The following is a 26518-nucleotide window of genomic DNA, read 5'->3' as shown; positions in this document are numbered from 1 at the left end:
ACCTGTCAGCACGTGTGAGATCCCTCAGGCGATGCCGCGCGGCCGCCCCCGGCGTCCGGGGCCGCGGGGCGCGTCAGCCGAAAAGCTTCTCCAGGACGATGGCGACGCCGTCCTCGTCGTTGGCCGCCGTCACGTGGGTGACGGCGGCCAGCACGTCCGGGTGGGCGTTCGCCACGGCGTAGGACGTGCCGGCCCAGCCCAGCATCGGCAGGTCGTTCGGCATGTCCCCGAACGCGATCACCTCGGCCGCGCCGACGAGGTGCCGCTCGGCGAGGGTGGCCAGCGCGCTCGCCTTGGTCACTCCCTGGGCGCTCATCTCGATCAACGCCCGGCCGCTCGAATGGGTGGCCGTGAGCAGGTCGCCCACGATCTCGTCCACGAGGGCGTGCAGGATGTCGGGGTCCATGGAGCGGTGGAAGGCCAGCAGCTTCGCGCCAGGCCGGGAGATCAGCCCCGAGACCCCCATGCGGAGCCCTGAGACCTCTGTGCTGTCCCAGCCGCCGAGCCGGAAGCTCGTCTCGTGGGCGAAGCCCCCTTCGTACTCCACGGAGAAGCTCAGGCCCGGGACGCGGTCCTTCAGCCGGCCGACGGCCTCGGACAGCACGTCGGGCTCGATGAGATGGGACTCGACGATGCGCTCGGCGTGCAGGTCGTACACCAGCGCCCCGTTGGCGCAGATGGCCAGCCCGCGGTTGCGCACCGCCCCGGCGACGTTGCCCATCCACCGGGGCGGCCTGCCGGTGACGAACACGAGCGTCGCACCGGCCTCCTCCACGAGCGCGAAGGCGGCCGCGGTGCGGGGCGAGACGGTGCCGTCCGAGCGCAGGGCGGTGCCGTCCAGGTCGGTGGCGACGAGTCTGGGGCTGACCATAACAAGCTCTAGTTTGCCCTGTGTTGCCCCGAGCTCGGGTGTCAGCCCTGGGAGTAAAAGATTCTCGCCAGGAGGGGGGAACAAAGGCCCTCTGATGGTGTTAGATGTGGTGGCGTTGTATTAGCTGAACCCGATGTGCAGAACCAGCTTGACTGTCTGAGCGGCCCCGGGAAGCTGTGCGACACAACCCGGGGTTCGCGAGGTGTGAACCCCAAGATCAATTGCAGGGAGAGCTTTAATGGCTCAAGGAACCGTCAAGTGGTTCAACGCCGAGAAGGGCTACGGATTCATCGCCCCAGACGGTGACGCTCCGGATGTCTTCGTGCACTTCTCCGAAATCGTCGGCAACGGCTACCGCAGCCTCGAGGACGGCCAGCGCGTCGAGTTCGAGGTCACGCAGGGACAGAAGGGCCCGCAGGCGTCGCAGGTCCGCGCCGTCTGACCACTGACACACAGAAGGCGGGGTTCGCGTCAGGCGAACCCCGCCTTCGTGTTTGTCCAGACCCGAACGTTCTGACAAACCGGACATACATCTCAGACAGTATGAGAGTAAGCCGCTTATCCCCATCAGGGGATAAGCGGCTTACTCAGCAAGAAATAGCTACTTGACCGGCTCGAGGACGTCTAGTCCGACATAGGGCCGCAACGCCTTGGGGACCACGACAGAGCCGTCGGCCTGCTGGTGGTTCTCCAGGATGGCCACGATCCATCGTGTGGTCGCCAGGGTGCCGTTGAGGGTGGCGACGTGCCGGGGCTTCTCGTCGGTGTCCCTGTAGCGAACAGCGAGCCGCCTGGCCTGGAACTCGGTGCAGTTGGACGTCGAGGTGAGCTCCAGATAGCGGTTCTGCGTCGGCAGCCACGCCTCGCAGTCGAACTTGCGGGCGGCGCTCGACCCGAGGTCCCCCGCCGCGGTGTCGATCACGCGGTACGGCAGCTCGACCTTGGTCAGCATCTCCTTCTCCCAGGCGAGCAGGCGCTGGTGCTCCTCGGCGGCGTCCTCCGGGCGGCAGTAGGAGAACATCTCGACCTTGTCGAACTGGTGGACCCGGATGATGCCTCGCGTGTCCTTGCCGTACGAGCCCGCCTCGCGGCGGAAGCAGGACGACCAGCCGGCGTAGCGCCGGGGCAGCGACCCGCCGTCGAGGATCTCGTTCCAGTGGTAGGCCGCCATGGGCGCCTCGGAGGTGCCCACCAGGTAGAGGTCGTCGGCCTCCAGGCGGTACACCTCGGCGGCGTGCGAGCCGAGGAAGCCCGTGCCGGCCATCGCCTCGGGCTTGAGCAGCACCGGGGTGATCATGGGCGTGAAGCCGGCCTCGATGGCCTGCTGCATGGCCATGTTGAGCAGGCCCAGCTGCAGCCGCGCGCCGGCCCCCGTCAGGAAGAAGAACCGCGCCCCGGAGACCTTGGCGCCGCGCTCGGCGTCGATCGCGCCCAGCATCTCGCCCAGTTCGAGGTGGTCGCGCGGGGTGAAGTCGAACCGCGGCTTCTCACCGACCTCCTCCAGCACGACGTAGTCGTCCTCGCCCCCGGACGGGGCCTCCTCGATGATGTTGGGGACGGCCATCAGCAGCTCGTCCAGCTCCTTGGCGAGCTTCTCGGCCTCGGCCTCCGCCCCCTTCACCCCGGCGGCGAGGTCTTTCGCGCGCGCGAGGAACGCGGCCCTCTCGTCGCCGGAGGACGAGGAGACCGACTTGCCCACGCTCTTCTGCTCGGCGCGCAGAGACTCATAGGCGGTCAGCGCGCTTCGGCGGCGCTCATCGAGGTCGAGCAGCGTGTCGACGACCGAGTCGTCCTCACCGCGGGCACGCTGCGACGCCCGTAGCCGGTCGGGGTCCTCACGAAGGGTACGCAGGTCAATCACGTAACAAAGGCTACCGATGTCCGAGCGGCGCTCGCGCGCCTATCGCCCCGACATGTGATCCGTCACACCCGGCCGCGACGCGCCGCCGGGCGCACCGTCACATCCCGCCGGTGCGGATCTTGTCGATCCAGCCGGAGGCCTCGGTGAAGTCGGACTCGGAGGTGCCGTGCTTGAGCTGCGGCGACACGCGGTCCGCTCGAGGGTAGCTGCCCAGGAATCGGACCTCGGCGCACAGCCGGTGCAGACCCGACAGCGCCTCGCCCACGCGGGCCTCGGCGACGTGCCCCTCGGCGTCGAAGTGGAAGAAATAGCGCCCGATGCCGTCACCGGTCGGCCGCGACTCGATGCGGGTCAGGTTCACCCCGCGCACCGCGAACTCGCTCAGCATCTCCAGCAGCGCGCCCGGGTGGTCGTCCCGCAGGAACGCCACCAGGGACGTCCGGTCGGCGCCGGTGGGCACGGGCGGCGGGCCCGGCCGCGCCACCTGGACGAACCGGGTGACGGTGTCGTCGCGGTCGCCCATGCGCGCGGCGAGCTCGTCCAGGCCGTAGTGCTCGCCGGCGATCGCCGGGCCGATGGCCGCGTCGTACGGAGAGTCCTCCATGGAGACCTCCAGCGCCGCGGCGGCCGTGGACGGCGCGGCCACCACCACGGCGTCGGGCAGCTCACGGGCCAGGAAGTTGCGGCACTGGGTGATCGCCGCCGGATGGGTGTAGACGCGCTTGATGTGCGTCATCTCGGTGCCCGGCCGCACCAGCAGCGAGAACTCCACCGGCAGCAGCAGCTCGGCGGTGATCAGCAGTGGATCGCCCCAGGCCAGCTCGTCGAGCGTGACCGTGATCGCGCCCTCGACGGAGTTCTCCAGCGGGACGACCGCCCCGTCGGCCTCCCCCGAGCGCGCCGCGTCGAGCGCCGCCGTGACATTGGCACAGGGCAGCCGCTCGGCATCCGGGGCGAGGATGCGCAGGGCGGCTTCGCAGAACGTCCCCTGCGGCCCGAGGTAGGCGATTTTCGGCATACCAGAAGGCTACCTGCCGCAGGTCACCGCCCACCTGGCATATTTACCGGTTTCTTGCCACGCCTTCCCCGAACGATCCGAAATGATCCGGAACGACCCCGCGTCCCGCGCCAGGACCCGGCCCGGAGACGGGCACCCCTAACGCCGGAGACGCTGTGGGGCGACATCGGGGCCGATGCCGAGGCGCGCGGCGCGGACCGCCTGCTCCTCCTCGGGGGACAGCGGCTGCAGCCCACGGCCACTGCGCACCGGCCGCGCGTACGTGCGGGTCTCGGTGCGGCCGTTTATCGAGGTGAGGACGACGCCGTCGCCCAGGCCGTCGATCATGGCCACCGAGAAGGACAGGCGGCCGGTCATCTCGGCCAGCGCGTCGTAGCGGAACACCGCCACATCGCGGATCGCCTTGACGTCGACCACGCCGTCGATCGCGCAGCGGCGGCCCAGCACGTCGAGGCAGTCTTCGACGGCGCCGCGCGCGCTGCGCAGCGCCAGCAGGCCGATCGCCACCCCGGTCATGCCGGCGATGCCGCCGATCAGCGCCATTACAGTTCCGAGCACATCACGAAGAGTAATGGATCAGTCACGGAATCGCACGCGAACCCAGACGCCGCCCATCGTCCGGGCTCGTTTCGTCCGGGCTCGTTTCGTCCGGGCTCGTTTCGTCCGGGCTCGTTTCGTCCGGGCCGGAAACGCCTGCGGCCGGACGGCGGCCGAGCAGCCACACCAGGGCGACGGCGCCGAGCCCGAAGGCGTCCTGGACGACGCGCCCCGCCACCGGGCTGAGCACCGGGATGCCGGCGGCGCGCAGCGACACCCCCCACCAGGGGATGGGCAGCACGTAGTACAGCCAGACCCCGGCCACGACCGCCGCCCCCGTCAGGCCGGACGACACGGAGGCTCGGGCGCCTGCACCCCGCCCATCGGCGGGCCCGCCGGTGAGGGCTCCACCGGCCAGGGTCCCGCCGGCCAGGGCCCCGCCGGCCAGCGAACCGCGGGCCAGCGGACCCTCGGCCAGAGGGCTGCCGGCCAGAGGGCTGCCGGCCAGAGGGGTGCGGTCGCCGAGTGCGCGGCCCGCGAGCGCGGCGAGGACCACGACCAGCCAGGCGAGATGGTGGATCCACGCCACCGGCGAGACGAGCACCGCCATCAGGCCGGTCAGCGCCACCGCGGTCATCCGGTCGCCCCGCAGCAGGGCCTCCCGGGCGCGGCGGAAGCCGTACCAGGCCACCACGGCCACCAGCGCGAGCCAGATCAGCGAAGTGAGCCACCCCGGCAGGTAGAGCCGCAGCAGCATCCCTCGGATGGACTGGTTGGTGGTGGCGTTGTTCGCCCCGACGCGGTCGCCGTCGAGCAGGGCCGAGAACCAGAAGGACGCGGCATCGTGCGGGATCACCAGGAAGGGCAGCACCGTCAGCAGCGTGGCGGTGAAGACGGCCATGAAGAACGCCCGGCGCTGCTCGGGCACCGCGTCGCGCCCGAACCCCGTGACCAGCAGATAGACCAGGAAGACGCCGGGAGTGAGCTTGATCGCCGTCGCCAGCCCGATCAGCATGCCGCGCGGCCACCACGGCCGGCGCGCGACGCAGTCGGCCAGGCACAGCATGACCAGCAGGATGTCCACCTGCCCGAACCGGATCTGGTCGCGCAGCGGCATCAGGTACAGGCATGCCGCCGTCACCACGCCGAACACGACGGGCCCCGCCCAGGCGGGCCGCAGCCGCGCGAGCGGCTCACGGAAGCCGAACCAGGCCGTGACGCCCAGGCAGGCCAGCACGCCGGCCGTCCACACCCACTGGGCCGCGGGCCACGACATCACGGCCAGCGGCACGGCCAGCAGCGCCGCGATCGGCGGATAGGTGAACGGCAGGAGCTGCGGCGCCGGCGTGACCGCGTCGTAGACGGGGAGCCCGCGCAGGAGGCTCTCACCGCCCGTGCGGTAGACGTCCAGGTCGACCAGGCGCTGGTCGGCGGGGTTGGTCAGCCAGTAACGCACCAGCGGGACCGCGGCCACCCCGATGATCAGCAGGGCGATCGGCCACGCCCACCAGTGCCCGCGCCCCCCACCAGTCCTCACGACGTGGCAGGCTACCCCCTTCCCCGCACCCCCCGCCGCCCACGCCGACCAGCACGCCCCACCACCAGCACCGCTCTCCGGCCGGTGACCACCACCTGCACCCCTCCCCGGCCGTGACCCACCGCAGAAGGCCACCGGCATCGCCCTGCCTCCACCCACTTCGCGGCGCCCGAGCGCCGGCCGTCCACAGGCCGATCGCACGTGGGAGAGGGGGTCGGGGTTCTGGCTATGGTTTGCAGGGCGGAGGTGGTCGGCGCACGTGGAGGCGAGGTTCCCGGTGGACAAGCGAACGACGGTCCCGGGTGGCCGCGCGTCCGGAACCGGGCGGCGCCCCTGGCGGCTCCCGGCCGCAGCGCTGCTCGGCGCCATGGCCCTCGCCGTCCTGCCCACCACCGCCCACGCGAGAACAACGCCCCCGCGGGCCACCACCACACCTACCGAAACGACAGACACAAAGACCACCCACACGGGCACAACGGACATCCACGCCACCGCCCAAGCGGGAACAACCGGCCCCCAGGCCACCGCCGCCCATGCCGGGGCAGCGCACACCCAGGCCCTCCACGCGGAGACGACGGACACGCGCACAACCGCCACCCATGCGGGGACGGCCGACCCGCGGGCCGCCGGGCGGGCGCAAATGGCGGACGCGCCGGCCGCCGGGGCCGGGGTGAGTCCTCGCGCGCCGGGTCACACCCGTACCGGCGGGGCGGCCACCGGGCGGGTCGTGCTCGTCGGGGTCCCCGGGTTGCAATGGGCGGACATCAGCCAGAGTGGAACGCCCAACCTGTGGAAGCTCGTCGCGAACGGCGCTTCGGCGTCGATGTCGACCCGCGCCTACCCCCGGCCCGACCACGCCAGCACGTGCCCGGTCGCCGGATGGCTGACGGTGTCGGCGGGCAGGCGAGCCGGCTCGGCGGCGAGCGAGTGTGCGCCGCTCCCGGTTCCCCAGGTGAGCCTGGACGGCTCGGCGAGCGTGCCCGGCTGGCCGGCGCTGGCGTCGTTCAATGCCGCCACGTCCTACCGCGCGACGATCGGGTCCTTGGGCCAGGCCGTGCGCGACGCCGGGGGCACGGTCGCCGCCGTCGGTCCGGGAGCCGCGCTCGCCGCAGCCGACAAGACCGGAAACGTCCAGCGCTATGCCGATAATGCGGGATCGCTCGGTGACCTGAGCCGGTACAACCTGGTCGTCGTCGAAGCGGACGACCTGGCGCGCGCCTGGATCACCCGGCCGCCGGCCGCCGCGAACGCCCCCACTACTGACCTGGACGCCGACGCTCGCGCCCGAGCGGCCGCCGCGGCCGACGGCGCGATCGGCCGTCTGCTCCCCCTGGTGCCCCCCGGTGCCACCATCCTGGTCGCGGGCCTGTCCGACACCTCCACCAGCGCCCACCTCCACGTGGCGATCGCCCAGGGTCCGTCCCCGCAGGCCGGGCCGTACCGCCACGGCCACCTCACCGCCACCTCGACCCGCCAGGACGCATTGGTCGCGGTCACCGACGTCACCACCACCGTGCTGCGCCTGCTCGGCGCCCCGGTCCCCGCCGAGGCCGTGGGGCGCCCCTGGACCTCGGGTGGCTCGGCCCCGGATGACGTCTCGCGCATCGTCACCGAACTGGCGGACGCCGATCTCGCCAGCCGGGTGCTGGTGCAGGTGCGGGCGCCGTTCTTCGCCGTCTTCGTCTCCGTCCAGCTCCTGTTCTACGGGCTGACCGCCCTGGCCATGCGCCGCCGCTGGCCCGGCTCAGGCATGCCGGCCACCACCACACTCCCTTCCACAAGCACGGGACCGGGCACTGAACCGGACGCCGGACCAGGCGCGGGACTCGACACTGGACCGGGCACTGGATCAGGCGCGGGGCCGGACACCGGGCCAGACGCGGCACTAGACCTTGAACCAGGCACTGGACCGGGCGCGAGGCCGGACACCCGGCCAGGCGCGGGGCTAGGCACTGAAGCAGGCGCGGGGCCAGACACCGGACCGGGCGCTGGGCTAGGCACTACACCGGGTACCGGACCGGGCGCTGGGCGGGACGGGAAAGCGGGGAGCGCTCCGGACGCGCGTGGGGTTCACGTAGGGGCGCGTGCCGGCGCCGGTATCGGCGCGCGTCGCATGCTGCGCGGCTGGGCTTCATGGGTACCGGTCGCCACACAGGTCATGGCCGTGCTGAGCGGGGCCGTGGCCGTGTCCACCTTCCTCGCGCAACTCGTGCCCTGGTGGAGCCTGAGCCGTCCGATGACCGCGCTCATCGTGACGATCATGGTGTTCACCGGCCTGCTGGCCGGCCTGGCGTTCGCCGGGCCCTGGCGGGCTCACCCGCTCGGGCCGCTCACGGTCGTGGCGGCGGTGACCTCGCTCGCCTTGCTGGCCGACGTGGTGACCGGCTCGCGGCTCCAGGTCAACGCGGTCACCGGGTACGAGCCGGTGACCGGCGGCCGGTTCTACGGTTTCAGCAACATCGCCTTCGCCGTGTACGCGACCGGCACCCTCCTCGCGCTCGCCGGGGTTGCGCAGGTGCTGGCCGAACGGGGCCGGCGCGTGCTCGGCCTGTCGGTCTGCCTCGGGTACGGGTTTCTGGCGATCTTCGCCGACGGGTGGCCGGGGTGGGGCGCCGACTTCGGCGGCGTCCCGGCGTTCGTGCTGGGGTTCGCGGTGTTCATGCTGCTGTTGTCCGGGCGGCGGGTCACGGTGGTCAGGCTGGCGGCCGTCGCCGTCGCCGGTGCCGTGCTGATCGGCCTCATCGCGGTGGCCGACTGGCTGCGGCCGAGCGACCAGCGAACCCACCTGGGCGCGTTCGTCCAGCAGGTGGCCGACGGCGAGGCGCTGCCGGTCGTCGGCCGCAAGATCGGCGCGATGCTCGGCACGCTGGGCAACTGGCAGCTCACCGTGCTGTCGCTGGCCGCCCTGGCGTTCCTGTTCCTCGTCCTGGCCAGGCCGTCGCGGTGGGGGGCCCCGGCGCTCGGGCTGGCCTACGCGCAGGCGCCGGCGCTGCGGGCGGGGCTGTTCGGCGTGCTCACCACGGCACTGGCCGGGTTCCTGGTCAACGACTCGGGCATCGCCATTCCGGCCATGGCGCTCACGGTGGCGGTGCCGCTGACCCTCGCCGCGTCGATCCGCGCGCTCCAGAGATCAGTGCCCACCACGCCAGAGCGACCGTCAGCGCCAGCAGGATCCACGGCACCACCTGGGACCGCAGCACCGTGACGAGCAGGTTGTGCAGGTCCTGCGGCTGATACTCCTGGCGGGCCGGCAGGTAGGCCGCCGAGAGCACGGCCAGCCGCGCCACCAGGAAACCGTCCAAGAAGGTCGCCGGGACGGCCGCCAACAGCGCGAACCCGAGCCCGTCGTACCAAGGCAGGGCATAGGGCGTCGCGAACAGCCAGGCGGCCACAACGACGACCGCGACCCCGGCTTCTTCCCGCCAGACCGCCCGTGTCTCTTCCCTCCAGGCGCCCCGCGCTCCCCCACCGCCTCCGGCATCCCCCACCCGCGAGAGCGACCCGTCCTCGTGATCAACGCCCGCCACCCGCCGGAGCGACTCACCGCCGTCCCCAGCGTCCACCACCCGCCGGAGCGACCCACCATCGGCTTCGGCACCGGTCACCCGCGAGAGCGACCCATCCTCGTCCCCACCGCCGGCCACCCGCCGGAGCGGCTCATCGCCGTCCCCGGCCTCCATCACCCGCCGGAGCGGCCCGCCGTCGTCCTCGCGGCCTGCCGTCTGCTGGGGCAGGCCCCGGGCGCTTGCCGTACGCGGGAGCAGGCCCGTGGTCAGGCCGTACGGCTCTCGCAGGGCCCGTGACAGCGTGAGGGCGAGGAAGACCAGGAGCGCCACGGACCCCGCCTGGATCCAGACCCGGTACCCCCCCGATCCGAAGGTCGCCTGTAGTCCACCCAGGACCACGTGCCACGGAGAGGCCAGCGAGATCGACTTGGTGGCGTGCAGGACGGGGTCGAGGGCGTGCGGCCCGGCCAGGGCGTACGCCACCAGGACGGTCGCCGTCGCCGTGCCGGCCACGACCGCGAGCGACCTCGGACGCGACCGCAGCGCCCACGCCGGCCCGAGCGCGACCAGGCCGGCGTTGGCCTTGACCGCGATGCCCAGGCCGAGCAGCGGCCCCGACGCCCAGCGGCGCCCGCTCGCGCCGGCGGCCAGAGCCGCCACGACCAGGGCGATGGCGAGGGTGTCGACGTGCATTCCGGCGACCAGTTGGTAAATGACGAGCGGGTTGGCGGCCCAGAGCAGCGCGGCGCGCGCCTGCCGGGCTCGGTCTCCGCGCACCGTGCGGTGCAGCAGCCACGCCGTCACGACGAAGGCGGCGGCGTTGACGGCGGCGAGCGCGAACACCGTCAGCCGCACCGAGCCGCCGCCGACCAGCGCTGCCAGCGCCTGCACGGCCGTGGCCACCGGCCCGTAGACGCTCGGCTCCTCCTGCCACGGACGCTCGACCGCGGCGGCCAGCGGGTCGCCGGGCAAGGTGTCCGCGCCCATGGCGTACGGGTCGTGCCCGAGGACGGCCATCCGACCGTAGGCCGCGTAGTTGAGGTGGTCGGCCGATCCGGAGGGCGGCAGGAAGGCCAGCACCACGGCGGCCAGGCAGCCGCCGAGCAGCAGCAGACGCGGATCGGGCGCCCACCCGCGCCGCAGGGCGAGCAGCCCGGCCGCCAGGCCGGCGGCGCCCAGCAGCACGGCCAGCGACTCCATGGCGATGACCAGGTGGTCGCCCGGCCTCAGGGAGAGCGAGTACGGCGGCTGCCACCCCGGCCCGGGAAGCGGCGGCACGGCGGCCGAAGGCCCGAGCGCGCCGATGGCGACGGTGACCAGGACGCTGAGCGCGACGCCCGCGACGGCGACGACCGCCAGGACGCCGGGCGCGGCGCGCGTGGCACTGACGCCCGCCCACCCTTCACGGCCCACCGGCCCGACCCGAGTCACCGCACGATTCCAGCACATCCGCGGCCCCACCCGAGCCACCCCTCACCGACCCCCCGGACACGCCGGGACATCGGTAACGCGGCGACACTGCTCACGCCGAGACAGTGGCCACGCAAACGACACCGGCACCGGCACCGGCACGGAAGCGGCACCGGCCACGCCGGGGCACTGATCACGCCGGTCGAGGGCGGTGTTGGTCATGCGGGTGTGGTGGAGATCAGCGGCGGGGGCCACGTACGGCGCTTGTGATGTCGGCGACGACTCGCTCGCGGGCGGCGATGGCCAGCGCGACGTCCCGGAACTGGCGAGCCCGGTGGATCTGGGCGCGCCAGTCGGTGCCGGTGGCCCGGTGGGACATCTCGACCTCGACCTCCATGACGCGAAACCCTTTGCGCACCAGGTCGATCGTCATGCCGGTCTCGACCCCGAACCCGTGCGCGAGCGGGCGGGCCGCCTCGAAGGCCGCCCGGGTGAGGCACCGCTGCCCGTTGAGCGGCTGGCCGGCCTCCCAGCCCGAGGCACGCCTGATGCCCTCGCGGGCGAGACGCACGACGAAGCCGTGCCCGCCCAGCTTGACCCGGGTGGCGAACCTGGCGATGGTCATGTCGGCGGAGCCGGCCCGCACCGGTTCGACCAGTGGCGCGGCGCGGCCGGCGGTCTCGGCGAGGTCGGCGTCCAGGAACAGCAGGTGACGAGCCCCCTGCTCGTCGAGGAGACGCACCGCCTCGGCGCCGCTCTCCATCGCCGCGGCCTTGCCGCGGTTGCGGCTGTGGCGCACGACGCGCGCCCCCGCCGCCTTGGCCACCCGGCCCGTGGTGTCGGCCGAGCCGTCGTCGACCACCACGACGAGGTCGACGCCCGGGATGGCCAGCGCCGCGGTCACGGTGGCGCCGATGCGGTCGGCCTCGTCCTTGGCCGGGATGATCACCGCGGTGTCGGGCTGTGCGGATGGGTCGCTCATCGCTCCTCGTCCGATCGGCTGCCATGTGACGGTCGACCGACGCTAGCACCGATCAGCGCCGGCGCAACGCCCCGTCACGCCCCTTGTGCACGACCATGCTGGTACCACCAAGGCCCCGTCACGCCCCCCGTGTAGGGCCGCCCGTACCACCAAGGTCGCCTCACGCCCCTTGTGCACGGGCCATGCCCGTACCACCGAGGCCGCGTCACGCCTCTTGTGTAGTGCCATGCCCGTATCACCGAGGCCCCAGCCGACCCCGTGCGCGGCCATGCCGTAACCCGGTGCAAGCCCCTGCCGGGGCTTCCCTGCCAGACCTCGCCAAGCCCCTGCCGGGACGATCCACGCCAGACCTTGCCAGGCCCTCCATGCGCAACGCCGCCGAGGCCCTGCCGCCGCTTCGTACGGGACTCGCTGACCGTGCCGAGCCTCGTGCGAGACCCTGCCGAGGATTCCAGGCGAGACCGACCCTGCCGAGACCCTGCCCGGACCTCCATGCGAAACCCCGCCGAGGCCCTACCGCGGCCCCGTGCCAGACCTTGCAGGACCTGCCGAGCCCTCGTGCGAGTCCCTGCTGGACCTGCCGAGCCCCCGTCCGAGACCCTGCGGGGGACTCCCGCCGGGACCATGCCGAAGGCTCCCGCCGAGTCCCTTGCGGGGATTTCAGGTGCGAACCCTGCCGAGATCCCGCTGGGGCCTTCATGCGCGCCCCCCGGATCGACGTGGCCCTGTGCGAGGTCCTTTCGGACCTCGCCGAGCCCGTGCGGGACCTCTTGCGGGACCCGCATGCGACTCCCGGCGAGACCCTGATGAGGACCTTCGCCGAGAACCCTGCCGGGACTTCCAACGAGAACCCTGCCGGGAACTCTCACAAGCACCCTGCCGGGGCTTTCGCCGGGGGCTCTGCCGGGGCCTTTCGCCGAGACCTCGTTGAGACCGGGTCGAGACCTGGGGCGAGGCTCGCCGGGGCCCCGTGCAGGGGGCCGCGGTGGGAGGCTCGGCCAGGGCCCTGTGCTGAGGGCACGGCTGCGCTGCGCGCGCGGTCACGTCCCGCCGGCCGGGCCGGGGCCAGGACGGCGGGAGGTGGCCGCGCGGTCAGCCCGGGTGTTCGGCGGTGAGCAACTCGGCCGGGATGGTGTCGTGCACGGTGAACACCGAATCCAGCCCCGTCACCTGGAGGATCTTGCGGACGGCGGGACGCGGCGAGGCCACCTCCAGCACGCCGCCGCGTTCTCGCATCCTCTTGAGCGCGGACAGCAGGACGTTCATGCCGGTGGAGTCGCAGAACTCCACGCCGGACATGTCTATGACGACCCTGTCGGGCCCGGTCTCCAGCAGGCGGGCGAACTCCGCCTGGAGACGAGGCGCCGTATATAGGTCGATTTCGCCGGCGACCGTCAAGATGGCGTGTCCGGCATGTGATCGAGTCGAGACCTTGAGCTCCACAGCGGGCACACTAGCGCCGTACCGCCCCCGGGTCACGCTCTACCGCTATAACCGAAGAGTCGTCCGCCCTTTGTTCCCCGTTTCGGCCTCATGGAAACGCTCCGTGCGCGAAGCTTGACGCTATGCGACACCGGCTCGGCCGGAAGGGGGGGAGGCCCGGAACCTCCGCGTCCGGTCGTCACTTCGAGAGGGAGGGACGGGCGTGGAGCGTGACGAGCCCGACATCGCCGATGAACAGTGACATACCCGAAGATCCTGGACGACAATGCATGCGCGAGCGGCTGGAGAGCATTCTCGCCCGCACCGAGAAGGCGCGCGCCTGGGGAGCCGCCGCCCTCCCGCTGCAGTCATTGCTCAACCGGGAAGGCTACGTCCCGATCAAGACACGGCTCACGGTCGACGACCTCGACCTGCTCATGGCCGCGCGCGAGGAACTGCTGTGCTTCGCCGAGCTGGGCCTGCGCCTGCTCGACCTGCACCAGCCCCGTGACGCCGGCGGCATCACCAGCGACGCCGCGCATCCGATCCTGCGCTGCCGCAGCTGCATGTGGCGCTGGCCGTGCCCGACGTTCCGCGCCATGTCCGAGGCGCTGGAATCCCTGCCGCCCGCCATGCCGCGGGAGGAGGTCCTCCCGGCCGGCGTCCCCCTCGGCGGCTTCTCCGAGGTGGACGCCCCCGGCCCGCTGGAGGCGGTCGCGCCCGGCCGCCCGGTGGCCGCGCACCTGTGAAGGCCCTGCGTACCCGTCCGATGGCCGCACACCTGTGACCCGCGAGCGCGCTCGCCCGGTGGCCGCGCATCTGTGAACGGCCCGCGCGTCCGTCCGGTGGCCGCGCACCTGTGAAGGGCCCGGCGCGCCCGTCCGGTCAGGCGGTCGACTCAGAGATGGGCAGGCTGATCTCGAAGCGGCAGCCCGGGCCGTCGTTGACGACCGCGATGGCGCCTTCGTGGGCCTCCACGATGCCGCGGGCGATGGCGAGCCCGAGGCCGGCGCCTCCGTCCTTGCCCGGGGTGCGCGCGGTCTCGCCGCGGAAGGCCACGTCGAAGACGCGCGGCAGGTCGTCCTCGGGGATCCCGCCGCAGCAGTCGGCCACCGACAGCCGCACGGTGCGCTCGTCGGCCTCCGCCCGCACCACCACGGCGCCGTCCTCGGGGGTGTGCCTGATGGCGTTGACGACCAGGTTGCGCAGGGCGCGCCCGAGTTCGGCCGCGTCGGCGTAGATCGGCAGCACCGGCTCGGCTTCGCCGGTCAGCCGCACGCCCTTGGCCTTGGCCACGGCCTCCACACCCGCGAGCGCGTCGGCCACCAGGTCGCCGAGGCCGACGCGGTGCGGCGAGAGCCGCAGCGTGCCGGCGTGGATTCGCGACAGCTCGAACAGGTCGTCCACCATGTGCGACAACCGGTCGACCTCGTGCCTGATCTGGTTGTGGTAGCGGCGCACGGTCTGGGCGTCCTCCACGACGCCGTCCTCCAGCGCCTCGACCATGGCGCGCATGCCGGCGAGCGGCGTGCGCAGGTCGTGGCTGACCCAGGCCACCAGCTCGCGCCGCGCCCCTTCCAGGGCCCTCTCCCGTTCGCGTCCCTCGCGCAGCCGCTCGTACGCCTGCGCCAGCGCCTCGGCGATGGTGGTGAGCTCGGCCGGGAGCGGACCGGCGGGCGGGACGAAGTCGCTGGAGGGGCTGACGTCCTCCACGGCCGCGACCAGGCTCCTGCTGGCGCCGACGACCTGCCGGGCCACCGCCAGCGCGACGCCGAGGCCGACGAGCCCGGCAACGGCGACGACGGTGAGCACGACGTTCTTGGGGTGGCCGTCGATGATCATCTCGATGGTGATGGCGACCACGCCCGCGAGCGTGGCGGCGACGGTCACGACCGCGACGACGGCCAGCATGACGCCGATCGACCGGCCGCGCAGCAGCCGGAGCACCGCGAGGCCCAGCCCGGCGATCACCAGTCCGAGGCCGCCGGTGACGGCGACGATCTGCAGGATCATCGGAGCCCGCTTCCGCACCGGCACGTCGACTGCCGGCGTGCCCCCATCATGAGTCCTTCTCCGTGGTGGGCGCGTCGTCCACGGGCTCGTACCGGTATCCGACCCCCCACACGGTCACGATGCGGCGGGGCGCGGCCGGGTCGGGCTCGATCTTCTCGCGCAGGCGGCGGACGTGGACGGTGACCGTCGAGGTGTCGCCGAACGACCAGCCCCACACCTGGTCGAGCAGGGCGGCGCGGCTGAACGCCTGGCGCGGGTTGCGCATGAGGTGGGCGAGCAGGTCGAACTCGCGGGCCGTGAGGGTGATCTCGCGTTCTCCGAGGCGCACCTCGTGGGCGCCCACGTCGACCAGCAGGTCACCGTCGCGCAGCACGCCCGTCCCGGAGGTGACCAGGGCCCCTCGGGCGCGCCGCAGCACCGACTGGACGCGCAGTGCGAGCTCGCGCGGGCTGAAGGGTTTGGTGACGTAGTCGTCGGCGCCGGTCTCCAGGCCCACGACACGGTCGATCTCCTCGCCGAGGGCGGTCAGCATGATCACCGGGACCGGCCAGCGTTCGCGCAGCTTCTTGCAGACCTGCAGGCCGTCCATGCCGGGGAGCATGAGGTCCAGGACGAGCAGGTCGGGCGGGTCGGCGAGCGCCCTGCGCAGCGCCTCGGCCCCGTCGCCGACGCTCTCGACGGTGTGCCCGTCACGTTCCAGGTATCTGACGACGACCTCGGCCACGGTCGGGTCGTCGTCGACGACGAGGATGCGCGGCGGGGAAGCGGTACTCATCATCGGCCCCCCAGCTCGCCCAATTTGTCACATTTTATCGCCACAAAGCACCTGGAATAACAGAATCGACTACCCGGTAAAACCGACATAACAGACGACACGCGAAATGGACCGTCCCCCACGGACAATGACACCGCACAGTGAGCCCGTCCGGGAGGGCGCCACCACACCCGTCATCACTTCGTAAGAGCCGTGTGGTGCGTTGCCGTCCGGAAGGTCACGATCCGGGGAAAGATCGGTGTCGCCTCGCGGCCGGGGCCGGTGCGACGTACCTTCTGCATATGGCCCGCATTGTGCTCACCATCCTCGGAGTCCTCCTCGCGCTCTACGTAGTGTTCGGGCTCCTCATCCCCCTCATCACCGGCATCCTGAAGATCTTCCTGATCATCGCCGTGATCGGTGTCGTCGCCGTGGCGGCGGTCACGGTGGTGGGCAAGCTGACGAAGTGACATGACCGCCTTCCACGCCACCTTCGCGCTCCTCGCGCAGCTCCTGGCCGGTCAGACCGGCCCGGGGACGCTGGCGACGGTCGGCCTGGTGGGCGTCACGCTGATCCTGTTCGCCTGGGCGCTGGCCCGGCCGGCCGCGCAGCCCGCCGTGGCGGTGGCCGCCGGCATGCGCCCGCGCGCGGCGCACGCGGTCTTCGTCCGGCTCAGCCACCCCGCCGCGCCCGGCCGTCCCCAGCCCAGAGCCCCTTCGCTCAGCCCCGCGCCCGTCTAGCGCGCCGCCACCAGAGCGTGGCCGCGCGAGCGGCGTCCCGCCCGCCACCGGCGGCGCCGGACGCCTGACGGGCGCCTCGTCATGTCCGCACACCGACGAATGGGGCTCTTTCATGCTTTCACTGCTCGACACCGTCATCGACTTCGCCTACCGGCTCATCGGCGCCGTCGGCTCGTTCACCGGGCCGGTCGCGGCGATCGTCCTGTGCACCATCGCGGTGCGCCTGCTGCTCCTGCCGCTCAGCGTCCGGCAGGCGACCGCCCACAAGGCGCGGCTGCGCCTGGCACCGCAGGTGGCCAAGCTGCGCGAGCGCTTCGCCCGCGATCCCGAGCGGCTGGTCCGCGAGACCTCCAAGCTGTACGCGGCCGAGGGGACCTCGATGTTCGCCGGGCTGCTGCCCGGCCTGGCGCAGGCGCCGTTCTTCATGGTCGTCTACCGCGTCTTCGTCTCGGCGACGATCGCCGGCCATGCCAACCTGCTGCTCGCCCAGAGCGCCCTCGGCGTGCCGCTGGGCGAGCACTTCGCCGCCGCGCTGGCGTCCGGCGGCCTGTTCAGCGCGCCCGTCCTGGTCTTCGCCGGGCTGTTCGCGCTGCTGGCGGTGGTCGCCTGGATGACCTGGCGGCGGATGGACGACACCGTGGCTCCGCGCGCGCTGCGCCTGCTGCCGTTCGGCACGATCGTCGCCGCCGCCGTCCTGCCGCTCGCGGCCGGGCTGTACCTGCTGGTCAGCACCGCGTGGACGGCCGCTGAGCGCGCGGTCCTGTACCCCCGGCCGGCCTGACCCGGCCGTCCCGGGCACCCCCTGCCGGCCCGATACGGCGACCTCGCGCCCTCATGGAGGTTTGTACGCCATTAACGTGGAATGCCGGGAACGATGACCGCACGCCGACCGGGAGGTCCGAACGATGAACGGTGCCGACAGCGAGGTCGGACGGCTGGAGACAGTGCTCCTGCACCGTCCCGGCGCCGAGCTCAAGCGGCTGACCCCCCGCAACAGCGACAAGCTGCTCTTCGACGGCATCCCATGGGTCGGCAGGGCCCAGGAGGAGCACGACGCCTTCGCCCAGGCGCTGCGCGACCACGGCGTCGAGGTGCTCTACCTCACCGAGCTGCTCCAGGACACGCTGGAGTACGACGCCGGGCGTGAGGAGATCATCGGCGCCGTCCTCCAGGAGCGCCAGCTCGGCGACCGGCTCGCCGAGCTGGCGCGCCGCCACCTTTCGGAGCTGCACCCCGAGGACCTGACCCAGACTCTGATCGCGGGCCTGGCCCGCGAGGAGCTGAAGACCGGCCGGGGTCTTGTGTACGAGCTGATGGACCGCCACGACTTCGTGATCGACCCGCTGCCGAACCTGCTGTTCACCAGGGACTCCAGCGTGTGGATCGGCGACCGGGTGGCCGTGACGAGCCTGGCCATGCCCGCCCGCACCCGCGAGAGCCTGCTCACCCGGTTGATCTACACCTACCACCCGAGGTTCTCCGGTACCGGCCACCTGTACGAGCCGTGGCTGGAGCACGTGGAGGGCGGGGACGTGCTGCTGATGGCGCCCGGGGTCCTCGCCGTGGGCACCGGCGAGCGCACCACTCCGGCCGGGGTGGAGCGGCTGTGCCGGCGGGTCTTCGCCGCGGGGCTGGCGCACACCGTCCTCGCGGTGCCGATCGCCCAGCAGCGGGCCACCATGCACCTGGACACCATCTGCACGATGGTGGATTTGGACACCGTGGTCATGTACCCGCCGGTCGCCTACTCGCTGCAGGCCTACACCGTGACCTCGGCGGAGGGCGGTGAGCTGCGCGTCTTCGAGCCCCGGCCGTTCCTGGAGGCGGCCGCGCAGGCCATGGGGGTCGAACGGGTGAAGGTGATCGACACCGGGCTGGACCCGGTGACCGCGGAGCGCGAGCAGTGGGATGACGGCAACAACACTCTGGCGCTGGCGCCGCGGGTGGCGGTGGCCTACGAGCGCAACGTGGAGACCAACGCCCGCCTGGAGGCCGCGGGTGTGAAGGTCATCCGAATTGCGGGCAGCGAACTCGGCAGCGGCCGGGGAGGTCCACGCTGCATGTCATGCCCTGTAAGCAGGGAGCGTCTAGCCGCACTCGCGTAGGGCCCCTATTTCGGGCGTCCGAACTTGCGAATTAAGGACAGCGACCGGGGCGTGGATGACCGCCCACACCGTGGTCACGTCTTCGTCGTGACGCACCCCCCAGCGCTCGGCGAGGAACTCGACGATGCCGAGCCCCCGGCCGCCCAGCGAGGACAGGGCCGGCCGGCCCGCGCGGGGCTCCGTGGCCGCTCCCCCGTCACTCACCGTGACCTCGAGGTGGTCCTCCGCCCACTCCCACGTGGCCATGATCTGGCCTGATGGGAGGGGGTGGGCGTGACGCAACGCATTGCTCAGCAACTCGCTCACCACCAGGACGGCGTCCTCTATGGCGGTGGCGAACACCCCGCATGCCTCGAGATCGGCGCTGAGACGCTGGCGTGCGACGGCGACGCTGGTCGGCGCATACGGCAACAGCACGACGCCCTCACTTCCCCGTTCTCCTGCATTTCCCCCTGAGGAAAACACATCCCAGTACGACCGAAATGCCCCGTTCGATGGTTCTGGAAACCGCGCGGCGATCATTGCTTGTGCAGATTCGACAATAGGCGCGGTCATCTGTGACCAGCTCGTTACCGCTTCGGTGTGTCGGATCCGATATAGGCGTCGGCGATGCTCAAAACGAATCGCATTCGGGTGCCACCGCCGGGACGCGCGTGCGCGGTCACCTCACCGCCCTGCGCACGAGCGAGGGTGCGCGCGATGTAAAGCCCGAGCCCCACGCCGCCGAAACGCCGGCGGTCGCCGCTGTCGGCCTGGACGAACCGCTCGAAGACCCGCTCGCGGTCCTCCGGCGCGATGCCGACGCCCTCGTCGTCCACGGCCAGGACGACGCGGCCGTCCTCCGGCCAGGCCAGCACCCTGATCAGGCCGCCGTCCGGCGAGTACTTGAAGGCGTTCTCCAGCAATTGGCCGAGCAGGATGTCGGTGGCCAGGGCGTCCCCGTCGACCAGCGGCAGGTCGCCCGGGATGTCCACCTCCACGTGGTGCCGGTCGGACAGCACCGGCATGCCCAGCGTCGCCGCGCGCACGCGCTCGCCCAGGTCGAAGCTCTCCAGCCGGATCTTGAACTTCTCCCCGCCCGCCCGCGCGCCGAGGAGCAGGTGGTCCATGAGCCGGCCGAGGTCGCGCGCCCGCTCGGCGATGGTGCGCACGGCCGAGCGCCGCTCGACGTCCGACAGCTTGTCCCACCGCGCGTCCAGGGTGCTGGCGAAGCCCTGGACGACCGTGATCGGCGTGCGCAGCTCGTGGCTGGTGGTGGCCAGGAACAGGTCCTTGGCCTCCTCGAGCTCCTTGGCCAGCGTCACGTCGCGGAAGTCCACGACGACCTCGGCGGTCTCGCCGATCCCGGCGCTGACCACGTCCAGCCAGCGGCCGGAGGGGAGTTGCGTGGTGAGCTTCTCGCCGGGCCCGGGCAGCGGGAACGGCGGGTGGACGCCGATCACCTCCGCCGCCGTCAGGCCGGTCAGCTCCTCCGCGGCGGGGTTCCACTGGGTGACCCGCCCGCCCCCGTCGAGCACGGCGATGCCGTCCGCGCTGGCGTCGACGACGGCGCGCTCGTGCGCCCGCTGCCGCACCGCGTCCTGGTAGGCCATGGCGTTGGCGAGCGCGATGCCGGCGTGCCCGGCGAGGAGCTCCAGCAGCTCCAGCTCGATGTGGCCGGCCTTGTGCTCGGCGAACAGCGCGTACAGGGCCCCATAGGGCCGGCCGCCGACCGCGGCGACGCCGAGCGCGATGGTGTGCAGGCCGGGCAGCTCCGACCAGATCAGCTCGTCCAGCACCGCCTGGTCACCGGTCTCCAGCAGCACGGTCTTGCCGGTGCGCAGCAGCTTGCCGACCAGGCTGGTGTGCAGGTCGGCGGTCGCGCCCTTCACCCGCTCCGGCAGGCCGTGGGTGCTCACCAGCCGCAGCCGCTCGTCCTCGATCAGCACGAAGCCGCCCGCGTCGGCCCCGGTCAGCTCGGTGAGGCTCGCGGCGATGCGGTCCAGGACCGGCTCCAGCTCCAGCTCGGCGTTGATGTCGCCCACCACGTCGGTGAGCCGCCGCACGAGGCGCGCGCGGCGGGCGGCCCGCTCGCGGGCGACCGCGTCGTTCTCCGCCGGGTGGTAGACGCTCACGTACCCGAGCAGCGCGCCGGCCTCCGACCGCAGCGCACTGATGTCCACGCCCACGTCCAGCAGCGAGCCGTCGCAGCGCAGGCGCTTGGTGCGCAGGGAGACCGGGCCGCCGGTGCGCACCCGTTCCAGCACCGCGTTGTGCTCGGCCACCAGCTCGTCCGGCACGAGCGGCGCCCGGCGCCCGGTCATCTCGGCCGCGGACCAGCCGAACAGGCGCTCCGCCGCGGGGTTCCAGATCAGTACGGTAAGATCACGATCGAGGGTTACGACGGCATTGGGCGAGCTCGCGATGACAGCGCGGGCAAAGCCGTCATCGAGGTTGTCTCCCCTGTCGTCACTCATGACCCCCATCGTGCCCGTTTTTGCCCCCGCGCCTTGGCACTTTCGATGTGCGAATCATCGCATTCGGCGCAGCGGCCGATGACATGGGCGCCACTCCCTCCGGCACGGCCGGGAGCAGGGCTCCCTCCGATACGCTGCCGGTAGGCGAGAGGGGTACGGCCATGACGACAGGGGATCTCGAGGCCCTGGTGCGGGTGACCGCTCCCGGCTATGTGGGCGAGACCCCGCCCGAGGTGGCCTTCGGCACCACCGACACGCCGGTCGGGCCGCTCGCGCTCGCCGTCACCGCGCGCGGCGTGGTCGCGTGCAGCTACGAGAACGAGCACGTCATCTTCGCCCGCGTCTCCCGCGAGATCGGGACGTTCATCGGCCCCGACCCGCGGCGCCTGGACCCGGTCCGGCGCGAGCTGGACGCCTACTTCTCCGGCAGGCTGCGCGCGTTCACCGTTCCGGTCGACCTGCGGCTGGCCACGCCCTTCGCCCGCACGGTGCTGCAGATGACGATGGCCGTGCCCTACGGCCGCGTGACGACCTACCCCGAGATCGCCGAGCGCATCGGGCGTCCGCAGGCGCTGCGCGCGATCGGCAACGCCCTGACGGCCAACCCGGTGTGCGTCATCGTCCCCTGCCACCGGGCGCTGGAGGCGCCGGGACGGCCGGGAGGTTACGCCGGCGGCCCCGCCGCCAAGGAGGTCCTGCTCCGCCTGGAGGCCGCGGCGGACTAGGCGCACTCGATCGAGGCCGGCGACCGGCTACGACGGGGCCACCGACTACGACCAGGCGACGGGTGCTACCGGGCCACCGGCGCGTCGGTGAGGGCGGCGCCGTCGCGGGCGCGCCGCCTCAGCAGGCTCACCAGCAGCGTCGCCAGCGCCGAGACGACGAACGCGGCCAGCGCCGCGCTCATCCACGGCTGCCGCTCGAACCCGATCAGTCCGCGGAGCGCCGCCCAGCGCTCGTCCCACCACTCCAGCGTGGCCGCTCCGGTGAACACCCAGTACGCCACGAAGCCGAGCAGCCATGGAACGAGCATCGCCCAGCGGGAGGGCGCGTCCTGCGAGGTGTCCCACCGCGCGGCCCCGCCCAGCACGAAGTAGTCGACCACGAGCACGGCGAACATCGGGACGAACACCGCGCCGATCACTCCGAGGAAGGCCCCGTAGGAGTTGACGTTGGCGAACAGCGCGACGCCGGTCGTCAGCACGCCCACTCCGACCGAGAAGACCCGCCGGTCGACCCGGGGCAGCAGGTTCTGCAGGGACATGGCCGTGGAGTAGACGTTGGCGAACGACTGGTCGGCCTCCCGCAGCACCAGGACGCCGAAGAACAGCGCGCCGAGCGGCACCGCGACGAACGCGTTCCACACCCGCTCAGGGTCGTTGCCGACCAGGGCGAGGGCGACGATGCCGAGCACCAGGCACGCCACCTGGGCGATCGTGTAGCCGGTGACCACCCCGGCGAACGCCGCCCGCCCGGACCGCGAGTGCCGGGCGTAGTCCGCCGCGACCGGGACCCAGGAGACCGACAGCGCGATCACGTAGTCCACGGCGGGGGCGAACGCGTTCCAGCTCCCGCCGCCCAGGTGCGGCGCCTCGCGCAGCAGCGCCACCGCGAGCCACACCATCGCGACGACCACGGCGGCCGTCACGAAGCGGCGCAGGAGGCGGATGGCGCCCAGTGGGCGGATGGTCAGGGCGATCGTCAGCGCCCCGGCCACCAGTACCCACACGGCGTACGGCACGGAGTCGCCGAAGACGGCCCGCGCGCCTTTGGCGATCACCCACAGCTCGAACGCCCCCCAGCCGAGCATCTGGACGATGTTCAGCACGGTCGGCAGGTACGACAGCCGGGCCCCGAACAGCCCGCGCAGCAGCACCATCGCGGGCGCGCCCGTGCGCGCGCCGGGGATGGCCGCCAGGCCCACCATGACGGTGCCGACCAGGCTGCCCACCACGGCGGCCAGCACGGCCGCGACCATGCTCAGCGGTGCGCCGCCCAGCGGGTCGAGAAGGTACAGGGCGCCGGAGAAGCCGAGCAGGCTCACCCCGAGGTTGGCCCAGAAGGCGCCCTGGTCGAGGAATCCGAGGGTCTTCGGAGGGGCCTCGTCGAGGGTCAGAGGGACTTCATCGACGGCGGACGTCATCGCACGCTCCCTACGCCGGCATTACCCGGACAGGTTCCGGCGGTCGGCGGCGCGCCCAGCCCTCGCTGGGAACCGCCCTCTCAGCCCGGTGACGCCCGAGCTCCCGCGCTATGTATTTTGCGCGATTATTACATTCGGCCGTCAGGCGACGTAGGGCTGCCCCCCGTTCTCGGCGACCATGGGACGCCCGGCCGCCTCCCACGAGTGCATGCCGCCGCCGACGTTGACGGCCTCGCGGCCCACGTGGTTGAGCCAGGCGGTGGCCTGGGCGGACCGGCCGCCGACGCGGCACACGACGTACACCGGGACTCCGGCGGGGATCTCCTCGACCCGCTGCTGCAGCGTGCCGAGCGGTATGTGGACGGCCGTCGGGGCGTGGCCCGCCTGCCACTCGTCGGGCTCGCGCACGTCGAGCAGGTAGGCGTCGTCGGGCACGGCCCCGGCCTGGATCTCTGGGACGGTCATGCCGACCATTGTCCCCGCTTCGCGAGCCTTCCGCCCGCTAACGGAGGGTTGTCGCGCCGTGACGCCGGGAAGTTTTCCCTTCGCGCACCGGGCGAAGCACCGCAAAACACCTCAGAGCCCCCGCGCGGCCGGCCACCTGGGACCACCACTCGCGCGGCGGGAACGGCCCCGGGGCGAGCGGGCCCACCGGACGAGCCGAGGCCGCCTCACTTGAGCAGCCGGGACATCCTGCGGTCGGCCAGCGGCTTGCCGCCGGTCTGGCAGGTCGGGCAGTACTGCAGGGAGGAGTCGGCGAAGGAGACCTCCCTGATCGTGTCCCCGCACACCTCGCACGGCTCTCCGGCGCGCCCGTGGACCCGCAGGCCGGACTTCTTCTCGGTCTTGAGGTCCTTGGCGGCCAGACCGCGCGACCGCTCGACGGCCTCGCGCAGGGTGGTGACGATCGCCTCGTGCAGGTCGGCGACCGCGGTGTCGCTCAGCGAGTCGGCGATCTTGAAGGGGGACATCTTGGCCGCGTGCAGCACCTCGTCGGAGTAGGCGTTGCCGATGCCCGCGATGATCTTCTGGTCGCGCAGCAGCCCCTTGATCTGCGTGCGGCTGCCGCTCACGATGCCCTTGAGCACGTCGGGGGTGAAGCCGGGCGCCAGCGGATCGGGGCCGAGGCTCGCGATGCCGGGCACCTCGACCGGATCGGTGACGACGTAGACGGCCAGGCGCTTCTGGGTGCCGGCCTCGGTGAGCTCGAAGCCCGGCGCCCGGCCGTCGTCCTCGGGGGCGAACCGCAGCCGCACGGCCAGCGGCCCCTTGCCCGGACGCACCGGCCTGGCTCCCGACAGATCCTCCCGCCAGCGCAGCCAGCCGCCGCGGGCCAGGTGGGTGACGAAGTGCAGCCCGTCGCAGTCGAGGTCGAGGAACTTGCCGTGGCGGGCCACGGCGGTCACCGCCAGACCGCCGAGCGAGGTGACCGGCGGCCGCACGGTCTTCAGGGCCTGGAAGGCCACCACGTCCACACCGGCGACCACGCGGCCGACGGCCCGCTCGCGCAGGAACTCGGCGAGCGACTCCACCTCGGGAAGCTCGGGCATGCCATCACACTAACCGCTGACCGAGGGTCCGCCCGGTGAGCGGCCGGCGGGCGCGCGCGGCCGCTCACCGCGGGCCTACTTGGTGAGCACGTCCTTGGGCACCGGCTTGTCCTCGGCCAGGGAGCCGAACAGCCGCAGCGCGCGCTGGGTGTCCCATTTGACGACCGCGGCGCCGTTGATGGTGGGCAGCGAGCCGATGGGGACGGCGGTGGCGACCGGGTCGCCGCTCATGGCCATCCCCAGCGACAGCAGGTCGAAGGTGCCCGTGCCGCCGTCGACGGCGACCGAGTCGGTGGCGGCCATCGCCAGCGGCACCGAGCGGAAGGGGTTGACCAGCACGCCGGGGCTCGCGGCCTTCTTGACCACGGCCGAGAAGAACTGCCGCTGGCGCTGGGTGCGGTCGAAGTCGGGGATCGCGCCGGTCGCCCGGGTGCGGACGAAGCCCAGCGCGGTGCCGCCCTCCATGTCCTGGCAGCCCTTCTTCAGGTTGATGCCGGCCTTGGGGTCCTTGATGTTCTGCTTGACGCAGATGTTCACCCCGCCGATCGCGTCGACGATGCCGACGAAGCCGCCGAACCCGATCTCCATGTAGTGGTCGAGGCGGATGCCGGTGACCTTCTCCACGGTCTTGGCCAGCAGTTTGGGGCCGCCGAAGGCGTAGGCGGCGTTCAGCTTGTCGCTGCCGTGCCCGTCGATCGGCACGAACGAGTCGCGGGGCAGGCTGACCAGGGTCGGCCGGCCGCTGCCGGCCGGCACGTGCAGGAGCATCATCGTGTCGGTGCGCTTGCCGACGGCCCGGCCGGTGGCGAGCTTCTTGCGCTGGGCGGCCGTCAGCCCGGCCCGGCTGTCGGAGCCGACCAGCAGCCAGTCTTCGCCCGGGGTGGCCGCCGGACGCCCGGCGTAGTCGGTGAGCGAGTCCACGACGTTGAGCCGGGAGTTGATCCAGAAGAACCCGCCGACGGCGAGCACGATCAGCAGCACCAGCACGACCGCGAGGACGCGGAGCACCAGACGGCCGATGCGCCGGGGAGGACGAGGCGGACGAGGCGGCTGGTCGCCGCCCGAGCCGCTTCCCCCGCCGGGCGGCTGCGTGCCGGGCAGCGGACGCACCGGCGCCTGCCCCGCGCGCGGCTTGCCGTACACGCGCGACGCCCTGCCCCGGCCCTCGCCCGAAGGCGCGGTGGGCGGGGCCTCGCCTCCCGCGCCGTACTGCTGCAGGACGGTGGCGTCGTCGTCCGGCCCGCCGGCCGGCGCGCCGCCGCGCCCGCGCTCACCCTCGTGAGCCGGCGCCCCCTGCGGGAAGCGGTGCGCGGGCTGACCGGCGGAGTACCCGCCCGCCGCCTGACCCTCCGCCCGGCCCGCGGCCGGCGCGCCGTACGCGCCCTCGCCGCCCGCCCCAGCAGGGCGCCGGAGAGCCCGCGTCGGCCCCTCTAGGGTCTCGTCGGATCCCCCCGACCCGCCGTTTCCCGGCCAATCGCCCACTTTCCCGTCCCCGTCCTGTGCCAAGAGCCATCTCTGCATCGAAGCTACGCCGTCGCGGAGGCGACGGTAGCTCTCTCACCAAGGTTTTCTCCGGTAAAAGTACGCAGAGTCACAGTAAGTCACCAATGTT

The 26518-nt window shown here is 72.4% G+C and carries 23 protein-coding genes, 1 pseudogene and 1 riboswitch; of the genes and pseudogenes, 8 read left to right on the top strand and 16 right to left on the bottom strand.

Annotated features, from left to right (window positions below; genetic code table 11):
- Positions 1 to 73: 73 nt before the first annotated feature.
- A complete protein-coding gene (locus ABZT47_RS20385; RefSeq protein ID WP_354844071.1) occupies positions 74 to 871 on the bottom strand; it encodes an HAD family hydrolase in 798 nt (265 codons plus the stop codon).
- A gap of 238 nt (positions 872 to 1109) precedes the next feature.
- Here ABZT47_RS20385 and ABZT47_RS20380 point away from each other — a divergent pair, with 238 nt between their 5' ends.
- Positions 1110 to 1313 carry a cold-shock protein gene (locus ABZT47_RS20380; RefSeq protein ID WP_189164413.1) on the top strand — a complete coding sequence of 68 codons (204 nt, stop codon included), beginning with the start codon at positions 1110 to 1112 and terminating at the stop codon, positions 1311 to 1313.
- Between the two features lie 159 nt (positions 1314 to 1472).
- Here the strand turns inward: ABZT47_RS20380 and serS are convergent, their stop codons facing one another.
- The 4 genes from serS to ABZT47_RS20360 all read right to left on the bottom strand — a co-directional run bounded on the left by serS (position 1473) and on the right by ABZT47_RS20360 (position 5824).
- On the bottom strand, positions 1473 to 2732 hold the full coding sequence (gene serS, locus ABZT47_RS20375; RefSeq protein WP_354844067.1) for a serine--tRNA ligase: 1260 nt from the start codon (positions 2730 to 2732) through the stop codon (positions 1473 to 1475).
- A 97-nt stretch (positions 2733 to 2829) separates the two neighbouring features.
- Complete coding sequence (gene pheA, locus ABZT47_RS20370; protein ID WP_354844064.1) at positions 2830 to 3750, bottom strand: prephenate dehydratase; 921 nt, start codon at positions 3748 to 3750, stop codon at positions 2830 to 2832.
- Between the two features lie 138 nt (positions 3751 to 3888).
- Entirely contained in the window at positions 3889 to 4308 is a 420-nt protein-coding gene (locus ABZT47_RS20365; RefSeq protein WP_354844061.1) for a DUF4446 family protein, read from the bottom strand.
- Between the two features lie 22 nt (positions 4309 to 4330).
- On the bottom strand, positions 4331 to 5824 hold the full coding sequence (locus ABZT47_RS20360) for a glycosyltransferase 87 family protein (protein WP_354844058.1): 1494 nt from the start codon (positions 5822 to 5824) through the stop codon (positions 4331 to 4333).
- A 640-nt stretch (positions 5825 to 6464) separates the two neighbouring features.
- Here ABZT47_RS20360 and ABZT47_RS20355 point away from each other — a divergent pair.
- Positions 6465 to 9029: a hypothetical protein gene (locus tag ABZT47_RS20355; RefSeq protein WP_354844055.1), complete on the top strand. Its 2565-nt coding sequence runs from the start codon at positions 6465 to 6467 to the stop codon at positions 9027 to 9029.
- A gap of 595 nt (positions 9030 to 9624) precedes the next feature.
- On the opposite strand, the pseudogene mptB reads toward ABZT47_RS20355, so the two are convergent.
- The 3 genes and pseudogenes from mptB to ABZT47_RS20340 all read right to left on the bottom strand — a co-directional run.
- A pseudogene (gene mptB / locus ABZT47_RS20350) lies at positions 9625 to 10530 on the bottom strand (polyprenol phosphomannose-dependent alpha 1,6 mannosyltransferase MptB); the annotation flags it as partial.
- 448 nt (positions 10531 to 10978) lie between these two features.
- Positions 10979 to 11722 (bottom strand): glycosyltransferase, encoded by a 744-nt coding sequence (locus ABZT47_RS20345; protein WP_354844052.1) that lies wholly within the window; start codon positions 11720 to 11722, stop codon positions 10979 to 10981.
- 1092 nt (positions 11723 to 12814) lie between these two features.
- Positions 12815 to 13165, bottom strand: coding sequence for an STAS domain-containing protein (locus ABZT47_RS20340; protein WP_354844049.1), 351 nt, complete (start codon positions 13163 to 13165; stop codon positions 12815 to 12817).
- 269 nt (positions 13166 to 13434) lie between these two features.
- Between ABZT47_RS20340 and ABZT47_RS20335 the strand changes: the two genes are divergently transcribed.
- Positions 13435 to 13893 carry a hypothetical protein gene (locus ABZT47_RS20335; protein ID WP_354844046.1) on the top strand — a complete coding sequence of 153 codons (459 nt, stop codon included), beginning with the start codon at positions 13435 to 13437 and terminating at the stop codon, positions 13891 to 13893.
- A 136-nt stretch (positions 13894 to 14029) separates the two neighbouring features.
- Here ABZT47_RS20335 and ABZT47_RS20330 read toward each other — a convergent pair whose 3' ends face one another.
- Together ABZT47_RS20330 and ABZT47_RS20325 are read right to left on the bottom strand one after the other, a co-directional pair.
- Positions 14030 to 15157 (bottom strand): HAMP domain-containing sensor histidine kinase, encoded by a 1128-nt coding sequence (locus tag ABZT47_RS20330; protein ID WP_354844043.1) that lies wholly within the window; start codon positions 15155 to 15157, stop codon positions 14030 to 14032.
- A gap of 46 nt (positions 15158 to 15203) precedes the next feature.
- The gene (locus tag ABZT47_RS20325; protein WP_354844040.1) at positions 15204 to 15932 is read right to left on the bottom strand and encodes a response regulator transcription factor; all 729 of its coding nucleotides are present in this window, start codon (positions 15930 to 15932) and stop codon (positions 15204 to 15206) included.
- A gap of 281 nt (positions 15933 to 16213) precedes the next feature.
- On the opposite strand from ABZT47_RS20325, the gene ABZT47_RS20320 reads away from it, so the two are divergent.
- The 4 genes from ABZT47_RS20320 (at position 16214) to ABZT47_RS20305 (ending at position 18757) form a co-directional block, all read left to right on the top strand.
- On the top strand, positions 16214 to 16381 hold the full coding sequence (locus ABZT47_RS20320; RefSeq protein ID WP_354844038.1) for a hypothetical protein: 168 nt from the start codon (positions 16214 to 16216) through the stop codon (positions 16379 to 16381).
- 1 nt (position 16382) lies between these two features.
- Positions 16383 to 16652, top strand: coding sequence for a DUF6412 domain-containing protein (locus ABZT47_RS20315; protein WP_354844035.1), 270 nt, complete (start codon positions 16383 to 16385; stop codon positions 16650 to 16652).
- A gap of 112 nt (positions 16653 to 16764) precedes the next feature.
- Positions 16765 to 17433 (top strand): membrane protein insertase YidC, encoded by a 669-nt coding sequence (gene yidC, locus ABZT47_RS20310; RefSeq protein ID WP_354844032.1) that lies wholly within the window; start codon positions 16765 to 16767, stop codon positions 17431 to 17433.
- 124 nt (positions 17434 to 17557) lie between these two features.
- Entirely contained in the window at positions 17558 to 18757 is a 1200-nt protein-coding gene (locus ABZT47_RS20305; protein WP_354844029.1) for an arginine deiminase, read from the top strand.
- On the opposite strand, the gene ABZT47_RS20300 is transcribed toward ABZT47_RS20305, so the two are convergent.
- Positions 18740 to 19174, bottom strand: a complete 435-nt coding sequence (locus ABZT47_RS20300; protein ID WP_354844026.1) for an ATP-binding protein — start codon at positions 19172 to 19174, stop codon at positions 18740 to 18742. The genes ABZT47_RS20305 and ABZT47_RS20300 overlap by 18 nt on opposite strands.
- Before the next feature lie 152 nt (positions 19175 to 19326).
- Entirely contained in the window at positions 19327 to 21213 is a 1887-nt protein-coding gene (locus tag ABZT47_RS20295; RefSeq protein WP_354844023.1) for a PAS domain S-box protein, read from the bottom strand.
- A gap of 161 nt (positions 21214 to 21374) precedes the next feature.
- On the opposite strand from ABZT47_RS20295, the gene ABZT47_RS20290 reads away from it, so the two are divergent.
- The gene (locus ABZT47_RS20290; protein WP_354844020.1) at positions 21375 to 21938 is read left to right on the top strand and encodes a methylated-DNA--[protein]-cysteine S-methyltransferase; all 564 of its coding nucleotides are present in this window, start codon (positions 21375 to 21377) and stop codon (positions 21936 to 21938) included.
- 65 nt (positions 21939 to 22003) lie between these two features.
- On the opposite strand, the gene ABZT47_RS20285 is transcribed toward ABZT47_RS20290, so the two are convergent.
- The 4 genes from ABZT47_RS20285 to ABZT47_RS20270 all read right to left on the bottom strand — a co-directional run bounded on the left by ABZT47_RS20285 (position 22004) and on the right by ABZT47_RS20270 (position 26388).
- On the bottom strand, positions 22004 to 23356 hold the full coding sequence (locus ABZT47_RS20285; protein WP_354844018.1) for a cytosine permease: 1353 nt from the start codon (positions 23354 to 23356) through the stop codon (positions 22004 to 22006).
- Positions 23347 to 23473: riboswitch (TPP riboswitch) on the bottom strand. Its footprint overlaps the gene before it by 10 nt.
- A 24-nt stretch (positions 23474 to 23497) precedes the next feature.
- Positions 23498 to 23830 (bottom strand): rhodanese-like domain-containing protein, encoded by a 333-nt coding sequence (locus ABZT47_RS20280; protein WP_354844016.1) that lies wholly within the window; start codon positions 23828 to 23830, stop codon positions 23498 to 23500.
- A gap of 197 nt (positions 23831 to 24027) precedes the next feature.
- Positions 24028 to 24906 carry a DNA-formamidopyrimidine glycosylase family protein gene (locus ABZT47_RS20275; protein WP_354844013.1) on the bottom strand — a complete coding sequence of 293 codons (879 nt, stop codon included), beginning with the start codon at positions 24904 to 24906 and terminating at the stop codon, positions 24028 to 24030.
- A gap of 75 nt (positions 24907 to 24981) precedes the next feature.
- Entirely contained in the window at positions 24982 to 26388 is a 1407-nt protein-coding gene (locus tag ABZT47_RS20270; RefSeq protein WP_354844011.1) for an LCP family protein, read from the bottom strand.
- Positions 26389 to 26518: the final 130 nt, after the last annotated feature.

This window comes from Sphaerisporangium sp. NPDC005289 (assembly GCF_040607455.1).
GTDB lineage: Bacteria > Actinomycetota > Actinomycetes > Streptosporangiales > Streptosporangiaceae > Sphaerisporangium > Sphaerisporangium rhizosphaerae.
Note: the sequence above shows the minus strand (reverse complement) of the source record. Positions and strands in the feature narration are given on the sequence as shown.